Source organism: Blautia sp. MSK17_66 (genome assembly GCF_020538025.1).
GTDB lineage: Bacteria > Bacillota > Clostridia > Lachnospirales > Lachnospiraceae > Blautia_A.
On the sequence record NZ_JAJBNQ010000007.1, the window covers coordinates 46293 to 62803 of the forward strand.

The window sequence follows — 16511 nt, forward strand, 5'->3', positions numbered from 1 at the left end:
GTCTCACCTTTCTGTCTTCCAGCAGTCTAATATCCTGTCATATGCTTCTCGAAAGCTTAATCCCGCCTCTTTTGCAAGAGCGGCTGCACTTTCATATTCCGGATAGCACCGTTTCGTTCCATTCGGAAGCGTACAGATCTTCACCTGTGCTTTTCCTACAGGAGTCTGAATCTCCTCCTCGCTGCGCCTCAGAATTGTCCTGTCCAGTTCATTCCGTCTGATACCGATCGTCGTCGTTTCTGTAAAAATAATCTCTTCCATCCTGGAGATTTTTTCTTTCTTACAGAGAACCACCAGTTCATATGCCGGCCTGTTTTTCTTCATAAAAACCGGTGTATAGTGTACCTCTCTCGCACCGTTTTCAAGAAGTGTCTGCATTACATGTCCCATGGCCTCTCCGCTGCAGTCGTCAATATCCGTTTCCAGACGCCAGATACGATCCGTCTCCTGTGTTTCTGTTTCCGTCTGGCAGATCAGCATTGCTCTTAGAATTCCCGGGCAGCGATACTGGCGTTTACCTGCTCCAAGTCCCGTCGCCAAGATTTCAAAACTCTCCGGCAATTTTTCTGAAGTCCTGATTGCCGCCACGACTGCCGCTCCCGTCGGCGTTACCATTTCTCCCTCGATATCTGTGATCTTGAGCTTAAGGTGATGCATCTGTGCCACATTTACCACAGCGGGCACCGGCACCGGAATCTGGCCATGCTGACAGCGGATAAATCCGGTTCCGTCACAGAGCATCGGTACGATAACTTCTGTAATATCCAGATCATCCAGACATACCGCGATCGACACTATGTCTACAATGGAATCGATCGCTCCGACTTCATGAAAATGTACCTTCTCCACAGAAACGCCGTGTGCCTTTGCCTCTGCTTCTGCCAGGATTTCAAAAATCCTGAGTGCTGTCTGCTTTGCCCTTTCTGTGATGGAAGATCTCTGGATGATTTCCCGGATTTCTTTCATTCCTCGATGCTCATGGTCATGCTTATGCATATGTCCATGACCCTGATGTTCATGAGATTCCTCCATGTTCTGCTGTCCATGAAGATATTCCATATCATGATCGTGGTTATCCTGATCCAGGATCACAGAAAAATCGCAGGCATTCAGTCCTGATTTTATAACTCTTGAAATTTCTATCCGGAATCCCTGAACCAAAAGACTGGAAAGAGCCTCCTCAAGATGCTTCTGGTCTGCACCAAGATCCAGAAGTGCTGCGACGGTCATATCACCGCTGATTCCCGAATAACATTCCAGGTATAAAGTTTTTCCCATAATAACTCCTATTCTTCCTCTGTTTCTCTGACTGCAAGACGGTTGATCTGTGTTGCAATGTATCCTGCGCCATATCCATTGTCAATGTTCACCACCGCAATCCCGTTTGCGCAGGAATTGATCATTGTCAGAAGTGCAGAAAGTCCATGCATGCTCGCACCGTATCCTACAGAAGTCGGCACTGCGATCACCGGTTTATCCACCAGCCCGCCGAGAACGCTTGCAAGTGCCCCTTCCATTCCTGCCACTGCGACCACACAGTTTGCCTCCTGGATCACATCCAGGCTGGAAAAAAGTCTGTGGATTCCACTGACTCCAACGTCAAAAATACGATCTACATGTGCGCCAAAATATTCTGCTGTCTGCGCCGCTTCTTCTGCAACAGGGATGTCAGCTGTGCCAGCTGTACAGACTGCAATCTTTCCTGTATGTTTCTTTTCTTTTTTTTCTATTTTGATGATATGTGACACCTCATCATACTCTACGCCCGGAAGAAGCTCCCTCACCAGCTCATACTGGTGTCTGGAGGCCCTGGTTCCCAGAACCTCTCCGTTCTGCTCATACAGCTTCTGAAAGATACGGACAAAATGTTCGTCCGCCTTGCCGCTGCAGAAAATCACTTCCGGAAAACCGGAACGAATTTCCCTGTGCGAATCCAGTTTTGCATAATCATCCATTTTCTCAAAGGGTTCTTTTCGAAAATAATGTTCCGCTTCCTCCAGTGTAATCTCATTTCGTTTAAACCGAGTCAATATTTCTCTTGCTTCCAAAATATACCTCCTAAAAAACAAAGGAGCATGCCAGCCGCATCCTCCCTGTCCGTTACTGTATATGATACAAAATCATTCCGCCTTTTTTGTCATATCCGGTATCCCAGAGTTCTTTCAGTGAAAACCATTTATATTCCCCGTAGGAAACTGCTTTTACCAGCAGATCCTCCTCTGTTTCTCTGTAACCGGCAAGGATAAACCAGTGCCATATGTAATCCTCCAGATGACCGTTTTTGTTCTGATGCTTCAGCAGCAGATATGGAATCGGACTGTCACTGTCGATCTGTCTTCGGACGGCATCCTTTGCCTCCTCATAACTGTGGGTACCGTGAAAAGCCTCCATTTCGAGCGTTTCTTCGTTTACATCCTTCAGATATTCTCCAAAACCTTCCATAAATAATTCCAGGGTATCGATCCCGTTCGGTCTTGGACAGAGATAATGCTTCATAATATATGCAAAATCATGATATTCTTCCCATGCAATCTCCGTAAGTTTATGCGGATACAGTTTATGCTTACCTGCTCTGCGGGCAAAATAAATACAGCTCTCGCAAGCTGCCACTGCACCACATCCCCCATCTCTCATCGCAATTTCCGGAAACAAATCCTGATTTCCACCGTAAGATTCCTCTACAAAGAAGTAATCCAGTTCATTTTTCTTATGTAAATCGGTCTGCATCACCGTTTCCCCCTCCCCATCATCAGCACCAGACCGGTACTATGCAAGTAACTATATCACATTTTGCAGCAAAATTAAATACTGTTTTTTCCCGGAAAAATATCCGGAAAATTTTTTCTTTTTCTGTCGTTATCCTGCATAATTTCTGCTATACTTACTTCAAACCGTAACTGTCCAGTACCCTCACAGTTACCCTAAATCAAATATTTATTATGGAGGTTTTTCTATGATACACACACTTGAAAACGACCAGCTTCGTATCAAAATCGCCGATCACGGTGCTGAACTGTCAGAAATCTACGATAAGACAAACGACCGCCAGGTACTCTGGAATGCCAATCCTGCTTACTGGAAGCGCCATGCTCCGGTTCTCTTTCCGAATGTCGGACGCTATTATGAAGACCACTGTCTGATCAATGGCAGATCTTATACTTCCGGTCAGCACGGATTTGCCCGCGATATGGAGTTTATCTGCACGGACAAGACCGATACATCCGTTACACATCTGCTGGAATCCACCGAAGAAACTCTCAAACACTGGCCATATATCTTCCAGCTCTACATCACGCATACACTTAACGAACGTGATCTGACCGTCTCCTGGAAAGTTGTAAACAAATCTCAGGAAACCATGTACTTCACGATCGGTGCGCATCCAGCCTTTAACGTACCGGTCCTCCCTGATACCGTACAAAGCCAGTATCACCTCACCTTTAATGGAGCAAAAGAACTGAGCTACCACCTGCTCAATCCAGAATACGGCACTGTCATTCCTGACACAACCTATACTCTTCATCTTGAAAATAACTCCTGCCCGATCGATGAGCACATGTTTGACCACGATGCTCTGGTCTTTGACAACGGTCAGATTACAAAAGCCGGGATTGCCCTTCCGGATGGAACTCCTTATGTAGAGATCAGCTGTGATGGATTCCCCAACTTCGGCATCTGGTCCGCTGCTGGTGCTCCGTTCGTATGCCTGGAACCATGGATGGGCCGCTGCGATAATACAGGATACGATAAAGAATTATCTCAGAAACCAAACATCAATGAACTGAAACCAGATGAAATTTTTGATCAGTCTTATATGATCTCTGTTAAATAAAAAACACAGATTTTCCTGGCCATAAGATAAAATAGAATTATCATCCATACAAATACTTTTTAAGGAGAGTTGAACATGAAAAAGAAAACTTTTATCTGCTGTATTTTATCCGCATCCATGATTTTTGCATCCGGAAGCCTTACTTCCGTTTATGCAGCTGATGATACCTTAACACTTGCTGATTATCCGGAATATAAGGACATCGTTCAGAAATATTATGACGGTGCTGCCGCCGGCTGGAATATCGGTCAGTTTCAGGAGCAGAATCTCTGTTATCTGGCAGGATATTATGCAGACATCAACAAATTAGGCTACTTCCTCCAGGATATTGATAACAATGGTACTGCCGAACTTTTTATAGGTGCACTGGATGATGGCAGTGATACTTATGAGGAAATGTTCTTTGATATGTATACCCTTATTAACGGAAGACTTTCCCTTGTCACTACCAGCGGCGAACGTGACCGGTATTACTTATGTACAGACAACACAATAGCAAATGAGGGCTCCGGCAGTGCGTTTAACTCTGTAAGACAATATTATGTTTATACAGACGGACAGTTAAACTTAAAGGAATCTGTTGTCTACGATTCGGAGAAAAATCCACAGAATCCATGGTCTTTCAACACGGCAGACTCTGCAAACGGCGTAACCATCTCAGAATCTGATGCCTATTCCATCATGGATAACTATGAATATACCAGGATCCCATTTATAGCCCTGGCAGATATGAAATAACATCAGAAAACAAAGCCCACGGACTGTTATTTTACAGTTCATGGGCTTTTTCTATACAACAGTTGATTCTGCTTATATATTTATTCTCGAAATTTCTATTTACATTTTATGTTTCTCTGCTTTGAAGAATGCTTTTGTTTCTTTTACAACAACACCACTCAGTACAAACAGTGCGATCATATTCGGAATCGCCATCAGACCATTGAAGATATCTGCGATGGTCCATACCGCACTTACAGTCATATATGGTCCGATAAATACTGCAAGAATATATAACCAGCGATACACAATGATCTTCTTCTGATGTCCGTTGGTCAGATATTCCAGACATCTCTCACTGTAATAATCCCATCCGAGGATTGTTGTAAATGCAAAGAATACCAGACAGAGCATCAGGATAAATGCTGTCAGTTTCTGTGGAAGCGGAAGTCCGTTCTGGAATGCATAGGTAGTAACCTGCACACCTTCAATTCCCTCTACCTGCCATGCACCTGTCAGTACAATGGAAAGACCTGTCATGGTACAGATCAGGATTGTATCAATGAAGGTACCTGTCATGCTGACCAGACCCTGACGTACCGGCTCCTTTGTCTGAGCTGCTGCCGCTGCGATCGGTGCACTACCAAGACCTGCTTCGTTGGAGAAGATTCCTCGTGCAACACCTTTCTGCATTGCTACGATCATGGAACCAACCACACCACCTGTAACTGCTTTCGGGTTAAATGCTGCTGTTACAACCGTTACAACTGCTGCCGGAATTTCTGTGATGTTACAGATGATCAGTGTCACACTGAGCACAATATAGATCACTGCCATAAACGGTACGATGATCTGGCTTACTGTTGCAATTCTTTTCAGTCCTCCGATCAGGATCGCTGCCACGCAGAACGCCAGAATCAGAGAAGAAATAACAACTGCTACAGAATATTCACCCAGAAACGGGATGTTGATGCAGTTTGTTTTGTTTGGATCAAAGAAGTTCTGTACTGCACTTGAGATACCATTTACCTGGCTGAATGTACCAATACCAAAAAGACCTACACAAACACCAAAGAAAGCAAAAATCTTACCGAGCCATCTCCATTTTGTTCCCATACCTTTTTCGATATAGTAGAATGGTCCTCCGAGACTGTGTCCATCTGCTGCGACCACACGGTACTTAACTGCCAGCAGACCTTCGGAATACTTGGTTGCCATTCCAAAGAATGCTGCTACGATCATCCAGAAAAGTGCTCCCGGACCTCCGGCACAAACTGCTGTTGCAACACCAACGATATTACCTGTACCGATGGTTGCACTCAGTGCTGTACATAACGCAGCAAAACTGGAAATCTCACCGTCGCCTTCTTCCTCGTTCTTAAACATCCATTTCAGTGCCAGTGGAAGACGACGCACCTGGAGCAGTCCAAGTCTGCATGTAAGAAGAACACCGCCGGCAATGATCAATACCATAAGCGGCACTCCCCAGACCTTGTCATCCACTGCAACTAAGAAATTATTGATTGCTTCCCACATCTCAAAAAGTTCTCCTTTATATGTATTTTTCAGCATTATAAAAAGGGGAAAATAAAGATAAGAATCGTCCTCCACTGAACGGCTGAGAATCAAAAATAATCAGACAATAAAAATAGAATAAATAAAAGAATAAAATCAGGATGTAATTATAAAAAGCATCCTCTGTCCTTTTGCCTGAGAGATTCAAAACGCTTGCGCGTCGCTTGCACCTTCGGCCCCTGTATCAAAACAGGTGTCTCCAGAGATACGATCCATTTACAGTTTCTGTCCGACAAAACGGATACCTGAGAGTTTTACTCCTTCGGTGGGCCATAGCCTCTTTCCTGCAAACTTCACCTCGTTATTGCTGTTACTGCGTTATACTATAGTGCTAAATTCCCATGATGTCAAGAGGGAAAAAATATTCTTCCCCCTTGAAAAATTTTTTATTTCGGGCTGACGATCTTTCCGGCTACTGCACATGCTGCTGCTGTTTTCGGTGATGCCAGATAAATTTCCACCTTGGAAGTTCCCATACGGCCAAGGAAATTACGGTTATTTGTTGCCACAACACGCTCTCCGTCCGTAAGAATACCTCCTGCTCGTCCACAGCACAGTCCACATCCCGGATGTGTGATCATTGCACCTGCTTCTGCCAGAGTATCCAGGATTCCAAGTTCAATAGCCTGTCTGTATATTTTACGGCTTGCCGGTGTAACGATCAGTTTTACATAGTCAGCAACTTTCTTTCCTTTGAGGACTTCAGCTGCCGCTGCAAGGTCTTCCAGACGGCCATTTGTACAGGAACCGATAAATACCTGATCGATCTCAGTTCCCTCCAGTGTACTGACATCACGGATCTTGTCTACCTGAGACGGGCATGCCATGACCGGAACAAGATCTTCTGCACGATAAGTCACTGTTTTGAGATATTTTGCATCCTCGTCCCCGACAAGACTCTTCTGAAATTCATTCAGTTCGATTTCACAATATTCTGCTGTTTTTTCATCCGGAGTAAAGAGTGCACATTTTGCCCCAGCTTCAATCGCCATATTTGCAATCGTCATACGACTCGCCACTGACATATTCTTTACTGCACTTCCTGTAAACTCCAGTGCACGGTAAGTAGCTCCGTCTGCTCCAAGATCACCGATCAGCCGAAGAATCACATCCTTCGACATAACATTATTTGGGAGTTCCCCGTCGATCACCACTTTGATGGTCTCCGGAACCTTGATCCACATGGTTCCGGTTCCGAGGATACTTGCCATCTCTGTGTATCCGATACCGGAAGAAAACGCACCGACACATCCGTATGTGGTAGTATGGCTGTCTGTACCAAATACAATATTTCCCGGTTTTACATAGCCGGCTTCTGTCATTAACTGATGGCAGATCCCATCACTTCTGTGAACATTTTTCATTCCATATTTTTCTGCAAAAGCATCTCCCTCATGGAAATGTCTGGTGTCATCAAGCTGACTCGCCGGAACAAGATGATCATAGATCAGAACTACTTTATCCGGATCCCAGAGCTTCTGAAATCCCATTTCTTCGAATTTCTCTGCAACAAATGGAATAAAAATATCATGGATCATCACTCTGTCTACATTGACAGTTACAATATCGCCTGGTTTTACGGCATGACCCACATTGTTTCTTATAATCTTTTCGATAACTGTTTCGCCCATCTGCTTTTCCTCCTTAGTCCAGTCCATTCAGTTTACGCATGGCTTTTACAAGTCCACCGGCCTGGATGATGCTCATCAGATTTTCCGGCAGAGAAGCGATCGGATACTGTTTTCCATTGTAATCCACATGTTCATTCATAACAACCGTCACGGTATCTCCCTCTTTCATATCATCGTGAAGATCCGGCTGTTCGATCAAAAGAAGTCCATTGTTGATTGAATTTCTGAAGAAAATTCTTGCAAATGATTTTGCAATGACACACTGGATTCCTAGTGCCTTGATGATCTCAGGTGCCTGCTCTCTGGAAGAACCGCAGCCAAAGTTTTTGCCGGCAACAATAATATCACCTTTCTGGATCTGTCCTGCCAGCTCCGGACGGAGCGGACTGAATCCATACTGTTTCATATCATCAATTGTTTTGAGTGCCAGATACTCGGTCGGAATGATGATATCCGTATCAATATCATCACCAAGCACCCATACTTTCCCTGTAAACTTTTCCATAATCCGTATATACCTCACTAAATATAATGATAACTGTTCAGTACCCTCACAGTTATGAGTCAAAATGCATTCCAAATCACCTTCGGTGATGGCATTTTGCCTTGTATGTCTCGGGATTTTGGCAAAAAACATGCCAAAACACCTCGCGGGATACTACCTTCTGAATAATTACATATAATGATTCTGTGCTGTGATCAGATTTCTGATGGAAGTGCAATTTTTCCTGCAATAGCAGATGCGGTAACAGTTGCTGCAGAGCCAAGATATACCTTTGAGCTCGGATGTCCTGCACGTCCTTTGAAATTACGTGTTCCTGTGCTGATCAGAACCTCATTTTCTCCAATGACACCCTGGCAGCTTCCCCAGCATACACTGCAGTTCGGATTCATCACGATAGCGCCTGCTTCCATAAAGATGTCGATCAGTCCTTCTTTCAACGCCTGACGGTAGATAGTCTGGCTTGCCGGAACAACGAGGAAACGTACTTTGTCTGATACTTTCTTTCCTTTGATGATCTCGGCGCCTACACGCAGATCTTCGATACGTCCGTTGTTGCATGATCCAAGGAAAGCTTCGTTGATTTCGATTCCGCATGCTTCCTCTGCCGGTACAACATTATCTACAAAATCCGGTTTTGCAACTACCGGACGGACTTTTGAAAGATCAAAGGTGTATTCTCTTATATATTTTGCATCCGGATCGCTGTGGAATACAGCTTTTGGCTCACGTCCATGTTCTTTGAGGTATTCCATTGCTTTTTCGTCTGCTTCAAAGATACCGGTCTTTGCACCTGCCTCTACTGCCATGTTGCAGAGAGTCATACGGTCACTGATGCTTAAAGTTTTTGCACCTTCTCCGGTGAATTCCATTACCTGATAGTTGCATCCGTTTGCACCTACTTCACCAATAATGGTAAGGATCAGGTCACGGGCGGTAACACCTTCCGGAAGCTTTCCTGTCAGATTAAACTTTACAGATTCAGGAACCAGTACCCAGGAAGTTCCTGTCACCATTCCATAGAGGAAGTCTGTACATCCGACACCGGTACCAAATGCACCAAGTGCACCATAAGAACAGGTATGGCTGTCCGCACCAAAGATCAGTTCACCCGGGCGAACATAATTCTCGATCATAACCTGGTGGCAGACTCCTTTGCCTTCCCAGAAATCAATGTTGTTTTCTTTTGCGAAATCTCTCATCTTCTTCTGGGATGCCGCTGTCTTCGGGCAGTCAGACGGTACATTATGGTCAACAATAAAAACGAGTTTCTTTGTGTCTGCAATATGAGGATGGTTCAGTTTGTTTTTGTACATATCTACAGTCAGATGAGTGGTTCCGTCATTGCTCATCAGACGGTCAAGCTGTACGGTATGGATATCACCTGGCTTTACGCTGTCTACACCAGCCGCTGCTGCGATGATTTTTTCTGCGATTGTCATTCCCATGGTTATTTCTCCTCCTTGTTCAGTGAAGCGATCAGACCGCCCTGATTCAGAATTCCCTGCATATATTCTGGGAGCTTGGTACAGGTATAGGTCTTTCCATTTGCAGTGACTGTACCGTCGGACATATGAAGTTCCATGGAATCTCCGGTCTTGACATCATCCGGAAGATCTTTACAGACAATTGCCGGAAGTCCGATATTGATCGCATTTCTGAAGAAAATTCTTGCAAAAGATTTGGCGATAACTGCCTGAACGCCAAGAGCTTTGAGAACTCCCGGTGCCTGCTCTCTGGAAGAACCACAGCCAAAGTTTTCACCACCTACCACGAAATCTCCTGGTTTTACTTTCTTGGCAAAATCAGGATCCAGTGATTCAAATGCATGGTCTTTCATCTCATCCAGGTTCGGCAGAAGCAGATACTGGGATGCGATGATCTGATCTGTATCAAGATCATTATGAAACTTAAAAATTGTTCCTCTTTCCATAATAATGACTCCTCTCTATGTATAAGTATTCATTTTCTCTCTATTCTACCACAAAATCCACCATTAGCAAAATGGATATTTATAAGAATTATGCATTCGATGCGAAATATTATAAAAAAGCCTGACCTTCACCTCATGTTCTATCGCGAAAGCCAGACCTTGTAAATTATACGCTCTTTATATTACTTTATGCTGCAGCCATCTGCGGCTGTGAAATCTCCATGTAAAAATAATACTTCGCGCTGTCCAATCTGCAAACATACCGATCCAGACTCCCATAGGTCCAAATCCCAGTCTTCTGATAAGAAATACACACAGACAAAATCTGCAGACCCACATCGTACAGCAGGATGTGATCATGGAAAATTTTACATCGCCGGCAGCTCGAAGCCCATATCCGGGTATGAATGCCATAATCCATACAAGCGGCTTTACAATTGTGATCCACATCATCATATGAAAACACATATCTGCACTTTCTTTTTCCATACCACCAAGGATTGTGATTGGTTTTGTCAGTGCAAATACACCAAGACAGCTTATGATGATAATAACTTCTGCGATCACGCAGAGTTTTTTTATGTAATAGACTGCTTCATCCTGTCTTCCTGCACCAAGACATTGTCCGACAATCGTCATCAGACCAACTCCGACTCCGATTGCTGCAATACCATTTAGATTTTCCAGGATATTTGTCATTGCCTGTGCTGCGATCGCCGCTGTTCCCAGCGTAGAAACTGTAGACTGGATTGCCAGCTTTCCAAGCTGAAACATACTGTTTTCCACACCGGATGGAATTCCTATTCCAAGGATACGTTTTATCATAGACCAGTTCGGACGGATTCTGATATAATCACGCACTACGATCTCCTGACGGTCTTTTCTGAGCTGGATCAGTACTACGACTGCACAGAAGACACGGGAGATCAGTGTAGAGAGTGCCGCTCCCGCCACTCCCATATGAAAGCCCCAGATCATAACCGCATTTCCGGCAATGTTCATCACATTTGAGATCATGGAGATAAGCATCGGTCCCTTTGTATTATCCTGCGCCCGAAAAATAGATGCTGCCGAATCATAAGCTGCAATAAACGGAAATGACAGAGCCGTGTAAAAGAAATAAGTTTCCGATGCTCTCATAACTTCTGCTTCTACTGAACCAAAGATCAGCCTGAGAAGTGGTTTCTGGAAAACAAGACAAATCAGACTTACTGCTGCCGAAATAGCTGTTATGATAAACAACACCTGTCTTGCAGATTCGTTTGCTTTTTCTTTGTTTCTCTGCCCGATATACTGTGCACAGACGATCGCGCCGCCTGCCGCCAGTGCGGAAAATGCCTGAATGACGAGCACATTGATCGAGTCTACCAGCGATACTGCTGAGATTGCCGCCGAACCGACATTGCTTACCATCATGGTATCCGCAGTTCCCATGATCGAATTCAACAACTGTTCCAGCACAACCGGAATGAGAAGATTCCTGATCATGCGGTTCGTGAACATATGCTGTTGCTGTTCCATTTTTCCTCAACTCCCAAGATAAATTTTCAAAAGCCGACATTCCTGCCGACTATGTCATTATCTTCCTTCCATTAAGAGAATGCAAGTTTTTATACAAAAACAAAGCGGTCATGTCTGCTTCCCGTTACAGTTGAATAGTAACCTCTTCCCCTTATCTGCATTCATATGCAATTCGTGGTGTTCCATCCGACACATAAATGATTCCGCATCGTACAAATCCACATTTTTCAATCACATGCTGCATTACTTTATTGTCCTCATGTGTGTCTATCCTGAGATGCGGCATCTGTCCTTTGCAGTAATCCATGATCCGTCCCAGAACACCATGAACGCTTCCGTCACTTGCCACTCTGTGTACGACACCATATGGCTCAGCTGATATCCAGTTTCCTTGTTCAATCTTCAGATATGTCGAGTCTTCTCCTATCATGAATACAAATACTGCATGAATCTCCCCGGCATTGTCTGTCAGTGCATATAAATTTCCCTGTCGGATATCATCTTCCGTCAGATTTTCCGGTTCATCTCCTTCGCCCCACTGTGTAAGATTACCATTGTCTCTCATGAAATTTCGTGCAATTCCATATATCTCCCGTGCTCTCGTAAGATCCTGTTCTGTTGCTTTTCTTATTATATATTGCATTTGTTTTCTCCATCTGTTTTATTCTACTGGTTTTTGGATTTCTTCAGCAGTCGGGCTTACAGCACACCCTGTTTCTGCATCTCTCTGGATACATTCACATACTCTTTGCTGTTCTCGAGAATCCCAAGTTTTTCTTCCCAGGTAAGATTCCGTCTGATTTTTGCCGGGCTTCCCATCACAAGGGAACCATCTGGTATCACAGTATTCTTTGTCACAAGACTTCCTGCTCCTATAATACAGTCATTTCCAATCTTTGCACCGTCAAGGATCACTGCACCCATTCCAATCAGTGTCCTGTCCCCGATCGTGCAGCCATGGATCACTGCATTGTGCCCCACTGTAACATTATTTCCGATACGAACCGGCATGTTACGGCTCACATGAACCGTACAGTTTTCCTGGATATTTGATTCTTCTCCAATCACCACTGGAGCTTCATCCCCACGGATCACAGCAAAATAAAACACACAGCTGTCACGTCCGATCATCACATCTCCTGTGATCACGGACTGCTTCGCGATCCTCGCATCTTCTGATATTTTTACACTTTTATAATTCATTGTATTTTCCTCCCCCGATCTTATTTTTAAATTCATATGGCGTACACCCCATCTGGCTGCGGAAAACTTTACCGAAATAGCTGACAGAATGGAAACCACAGTTCTGCAAAACAGTCGTGATCGTCTCAGATGTATTTCTAAGCATCGTACACGCCATCTGCAGGCGGTATTCTTTGAGATAAGCACCCGGTGAAATATGGATTTCTTCATAAACTGGAATCTATGACTGCTTCTGAAGTCCTGCAGCACTACACATCCTTACAGACTCCTCCTGAAAATTCAGAACCTGCACCCGATTCTGTGAATCTTTTATAAGTTACGTAAAAAATCCCCCGAAATCGACACTCTTGTAAAATGTTTCCGAATTTCGGGGGATTGAAATATTCTGATTTAAATCAGATCAGTGATTACATTCCAGCCTGAGCTGCAACTTCTGCTGCAAAGTCATCCTGACGTTTTTCGATACCATCACCTGTCTCGTAACGAACGAAACCTTTGATTGTGATCTTAGCGCCGTTTGCTTTTGCAACTTCTTCTACGTATTTACCAACGGACTGTTTTCCGTCTTCTGCTTTAACGTATACCTGGTCAAGAAGGCAGATTTCTTTGAGTTCTTTCTTGATACGTCCAGTGATCATACCCTGGATAACCTTTTCCGGTTTCTGGGATTCCTTAGGATCGTTCTGAATCTGAGCAAGAAGGATTTCTTTTTCATGCTCGATGTACTCAGCACTTACTTCACTGTCGCTTGTGTACTGCGGTTTCAGAGCTGCGATCTGCATTGCTACGTTTCTAGCCATTTCTTTAACCGCATCGTTAACAACATCTGTCTCAACGTCTACAAGAACGCCGATCTTTCCACCCATATGTGTGTAGGAAGCAACGAAACCGTTGTCTTCTTTCACCTGAGCGAATCTTCTGATGTTCATGTTCTCGCCGATAACTGCAATCTGAGCTGCAAGAGCTTCTTTTACAGTCTTGGTTGTATCAAGTGCCCATGCTTCAGCAAGGAAAGCATCGATATCTGCTGCGGAAGTAGTAAGTGCCTGTGCTGCAACGTCTGCAACATAGCTCTGGAATTTTTCGTTTTTAGCAACGAAGTCTGTCTCAGAGTTAACTTCTACAACAACTGCGCTCTTACCGTCTTCAGTAACGAGAGTCTTGCAAAGACCTTCTGCTGCAACACGGCTTGCTTTTTTCTGAGCTGTAGCAAGACCTTTTTCACGCAGGAATTCTACTGCTTTGTCCATATCGCCATCTGTAGCTGTAAGAGCTTTCTTACAATCCATCATTCCGGCACCGGTCAGTTCTCTTAATTCTTTTACCTGAGCTGCTGTAATAGCCATTGTATTTTCCTCCTGGAATTATTAAATTAATTATTCCTCTGTAGCTTCTTCAACTTCTGCTTCTTCAGCTTCTGTTGTTCCCTGATTTGCTTCGATAACAGCATCTGCCATTTTGGAAACGATCAGTTTTACGGCACGGATAGCATCATCGTTACCCGGGATCACATAGTCAAGTTCTTCCGGATCACAGTTTGTATCGCAGATACCGATAAGCGGAATACCTAATGTATGAGCTTCCTGAACGCAGATTCTTTCTTTCTTAGGATCAACGATGAAGATTGCGTCTGGGAGACGTTTCATCTCTTTGATACCGCCAAGGTTTTTCTGCAGTTTAGCAAGTTCTTTTCTTAATTCAATAACTTCTTTCTTTGGAAGTACTTCGAAAGTTCCGTCAGCTTCCATAGCTTCGATCTCTTTCAGTCTTGCAATACGGCTCTGGATTGTCTTGAAGTTTGTAAGCATACCTCCAAGCCATCTTTCGTTTACATAGTACTGTCCGCAACGCTCTGCTTCAACTTTGATAGCATCCTGAGCCTGTTTTTTAGTACCAACGAAAAGAATGTTTCCGCCGTTAGCTACGATATCAGCTACTGCATTGTAAGCATCGTCAACCATACCTACAGACTGCTGAAGGTCGATGATATAGATACCATTTCTTTCTGTGTAGATGTACGGAGCCATTTTAGGGTTCCATCTTCTTGTCTGATGTCCGAAATGAACACCTGCTTCCAAAAGCTGTTTCATTGAAATAACGCTCATGATTTTTCTCCTTTTTGGTTAAATTCTTCCGCACAGATCACTTTCTATCCGGACCCAACCTCACACTGTAAGGGCACCATCCATCGGAATCTCTGTACGTGACTTTTTATTTGTGTGTCTCTGCACACATTGCAACTTCTAGAGTATAGCATAAGAAAACCCTCTGTGTAAAGAGGGTTTTCGCAGTTTTTGTTAACTTTTTGTGATATTGTAACTGTTTACGGTGGAAGTTACTCCGTGCGGTTCAGAAATACCACTACGTTTTCTATTCAGTGCATGCGCTTATTTGCTACCAGTCGCGCAAACTCGGCTTCGCCTCAGACAGTGCGCTTGGTGACGGCAGCTTGCCAGCACTTCATGACGAAAGCCTCGTAAGTATTTCTGTCCCTGCACGGAAGAACTTTCCACCTGCGATATGTTACAAAAGCAAACGCATTTATTTACAGGGAACTGTGAGGATACTAAACAGTTACGATATTGTCATAAAACAGCCAGAAAAATCTCCTGTACATAGCTCATATAATACTCGTGAGGCTTTCGTCATGAGATGCAGGCAAACTGTCACCACCAAGCACATTGTTCGAGGCTTCGCCGAGTTTGTGCGACTGGTGACAAATAAGTGCATGCATCGAATAGAAAACGCAACGGTATTTTTGAGCCTGTACAGGAAATCTTCTGGCGTATTATACAATATATCACATATCCCTACTACCTACTACCTTCTAAGTACTCTTACTTCCTCCTCAGTCAATGGGCGGCAATCTCCCTTCTTCAGGTCATCCGGCAGAGTAAGGGATCCCATGGCGATTCTCTTGAGATAGATGACAGGAGTTCCAACTGCTGCCATCATGCGTTTCACCTGATGGAATTTTCCTTCATGAATCGTCAGATGCAGTTCTGTATAGACTTCTGGCAGATTTTCTCGGCGGACGCGTCCTGGTTCTGGTTCACCTGCGCCCTCCCAGCTGCCGCCTACAATCTCTGCTTTTGCAGGCATCGTCAGATTTTTTTCACCGATATCTACACCGTTTTCCAGTTTTTCAATCTTTTCCACTGTAAGCTTTCCTTCCACGCGGACGAAGTAGGTTTTATCCACATGTTTTCCCGGTGCAAGAAGCTCATGTGCCAGCATACCGTCATCTGTAATAAGAAGTAATCCCTCTGTGTCTTTGTCAAGTCTTCCTACCGGAAAAAGCCCTTTCCTGTCAGATGGTACATATTCCATTACTGTTCTGTCATTGCGGTCTTCTGTGGCACTGACGCAGCCGGCAGGTTTATTCAGAAGATAATAGACAAACTCCGGTGCTGCACTGACCATTTTCCCGGCAAATATAACTTCATCCTTATCCGGATCAACTTTCAGTTCCGGTTTCTTAGCCGGTGTTCCATTGACCTGAACCTGTCCTTTCTGTATGAATTTTTTCACTTCACTTCTGGTTCCTTTTCCTGCATCTGCAAGAAATTTGTCCAGCCTTACTGCCTTTGCCATATC

The 16511-nt window shown here is 44.1% G+C and carries 17 protein-coding genes and 2 riboswitches; of the genes, 2 read left to right on the top strand and 15 right to left on the bottom strand.

Features of this window, described 5'->3' with window-relative positions; translation table 11 throughout:
- Positions 1 to 3 precede the first annotated feature (3 nt).
- Genes larC through LIR34_RS05160 form a run of 3 tightly spaced genes read right to left on the bottom strand, consistent with a single transcriptional unit; the run spans position 4 to position 2727 of the window.
- Positions 4 to 1278 carry a nickel pincer cofactor biosynthesis protein LarC gene (gene larC, locus LIR34_RS05150; RefSeq protein WP_173902184.1) on the bottom strand — a complete coding sequence of 425 codons (1275 nt, stop codon included), beginning with the start codon at positions 1276 to 1278 and terminating at the stop codon, positions 4 to 6.
- An 8-nt stretch (positions 1279 to 1286) separates the two neighbouring features.
- Entirely contained in the window at positions 1287 to 2048 is a 762-nt protein-coding gene (gene larB / locus LIR34_RS05155) for a nickel pincer cofactor biosynthesis protein LarB (protein ID WP_173902183.1), read from the bottom strand.
- Positions 2049 to 2100: 52 nt separating this feature from the next.
- Entirely contained in the window at positions 2101 to 2727 is a 627-nt protein-coding gene (locus tag LIR34_RS05160; RefSeq protein WP_161285768.1) for a hypothetical protein, read from the bottom strand.
- 226 nt (positions 2728 to 2953) lie between these two features.
- Here LIR34_RS05160 and LIR34_RS05165 point away from each other — a divergent pair, with 226 nt between their 5' ends.
- Entirely contained in the window at positions 2954 to 3832 is an 879-nt protein-coding gene (locus LIR34_RS05165) for an aldose 1-epimerase family protein (RefSeq protein ID WP_173902182.1), read from the top strand.
- Between the two features lie 75 nt (positions 3833 to 3907).
- Positions 3908 to 4570, top strand: coding sequence for a hypothetical protein (locus LIR34_RS05170; protein ID WP_173902181.1), 663 nt, complete (start codon positions 3908 to 3910; stop codon positions 4568 to 4570).
- Between the two features lie 99 nt (positions 4571 to 4669).
- Here the strand turns inward: LIR34_RS05170 and LIR34_RS05175 are convergent, their stop codons facing one another.
- The 12 genes from LIR34_RS05175 to LIR34_RS05230 all read right to left on the bottom strand — a co-directional run bounded on the left by LIR34_RS05175 (position 4670) and on the right by LIR34_RS05230 (position 16508).
- Positions 4670 to 6085: an alanine/glycine:cation symporter family protein gene (locus LIR34_RS05175; protein WP_161286348.1), complete on the bottom strand. Its 1416-nt coding sequence runs from the start codon at positions 6083 to 6085 to the stop codon at positions 4670 to 4672.
- Positions 6086 to 6237: 152 nt separating this feature from the next.
- A riboswitch (glycine riboswitch) is annotated at positions 6238 to 6337 on the bottom strand.
- Between the two features lie 2 nt (positions 6338 to 6339).
- Positions 6340 to 6421, bottom strand: a riboswitch (glycine riboswitch).
- Positions 6422 to 6510: 89 nt separating this feature from the next.
- Positions 6511 to 7755 (bottom strand): 3-isopropylmalate dehydratase large subunit, encoded by a 1245-nt coding sequence (locus LIR34_RS05180; RefSeq protein WP_161286347.1) that lies wholly within the window; start codon positions 7753 to 7755, stop codon positions 6511 to 6513.
- Between the two features lie 13 nt (positions 7756 to 7768).
- Positions 7769 to 8260 (bottom strand): LeuD/DmdB family oxidoreductase small subunit, encoded by a 492-nt coding sequence (locus LIR34_RS05185; protein WP_173902180.1) that lies wholly within the window; start codon positions 8258 to 8260, stop codon positions 7769 to 7771.
- A 194-nt stretch (positions 8261 to 8454) separates the two neighbouring features.
- A complete protein-coding gene (locus tag LIR34_RS05190; protein ID WP_161286345.1) occupies positions 8455 to 9705 on the bottom strand; it encodes a 3-isopropylmalate dehydratase large subunit in 1251 nt (416 codons plus the stop codon).
- Positions 9706 to 9707: 2 nt separating this feature from the next.
- Positions 9708 to 10190, bottom strand: a complete 483-nt coding sequence (locus LIR34_RS05195) for a LeuD/DmdB family oxidoreductase small subunit (protein WP_173902179.1) — start codon at positions 10188 to 10190, stop codon at positions 9708 to 9710.
- A gap of 177 nt (positions 10191 to 10367) precedes the next feature.
- A complete protein-coding gene (locus LIR34_RS05200) occupies positions 10368 to 11711 on the bottom strand; it encodes an MATE family efflux transporter (RefSeq protein ID WP_173902178.1) in 1344 nt (447 codons plus the stop codon).
- A gap of 151 nt (positions 11712 to 11862) precedes the next feature.
- Positions 11863 to 12354, bottom strand: a complete 492-nt coding sequence (locus LIR34_RS05205; RefSeq protein ID WP_173902177.1) for a GNAT family N-acetyltransferase — start codon at positions 12352 to 12354, stop codon at positions 11863 to 11865.
- Positions 12355 to 12410: 56 nt separating this feature from the next.
- Positions 12411 to 12914 carry a gamma carbonic anhydrase family protein gene (locus LIR34_RS05210; RefSeq protein ID WP_173902176.1) on the bottom strand — a complete coding sequence of 168 codons (504 nt, stop codon included), beginning with the start codon at positions 12912 to 12914 and terminating at the stop codon, positions 12411 to 12413.
- A complete protein-coding gene (locus LIR34_RS05215) occupies positions 12904 to 13134 on the bottom strand; it encodes a helix-turn-helix transcriptional regulator (protein ID WP_173902213.1) in 231 nt (76 codons plus the stop codon). The genes LIR34_RS05210 and LIR34_RS05215 overlap by 11 nt, the downstream gene beginning before the upstream one ends.
- 187 nt (positions 13135 to 13321) lie before the next feature.
- Entirely contained in the window at positions 13322 to 14260 is a 939-nt protein-coding gene (gene tsf, locus LIR34_RS05220) for a translation elongation factor Ts (protein ID WP_173902175.1), read from the bottom strand.
- Between the two features lie 30 nt (positions 14261 to 14290).
- Positions 14291 to 15019, bottom strand: coding sequence for a 30S ribosomal protein S2 (rpsB, locus tag LIR34_RS05225; RefSeq protein WP_161285266.1), 729 nt, complete (start codon positions 15017 to 15019; stop codon positions 14291 to 14293).
- Between the two features lie 715 nt (positions 15020 to 15734).
- Positions 15735 to 16508 (bottom strand): pseudouridine synthase, encoded by a 774-nt coding sequence (locus tag LIR34_RS05230; protein ID WP_173902174.1) that lies wholly within the window; start codon positions 16506 to 16508, stop codon positions 15735 to 15737.
- Between the last annotated feature and the right edge of the window lie 3 nt (positions 16509 to 16511).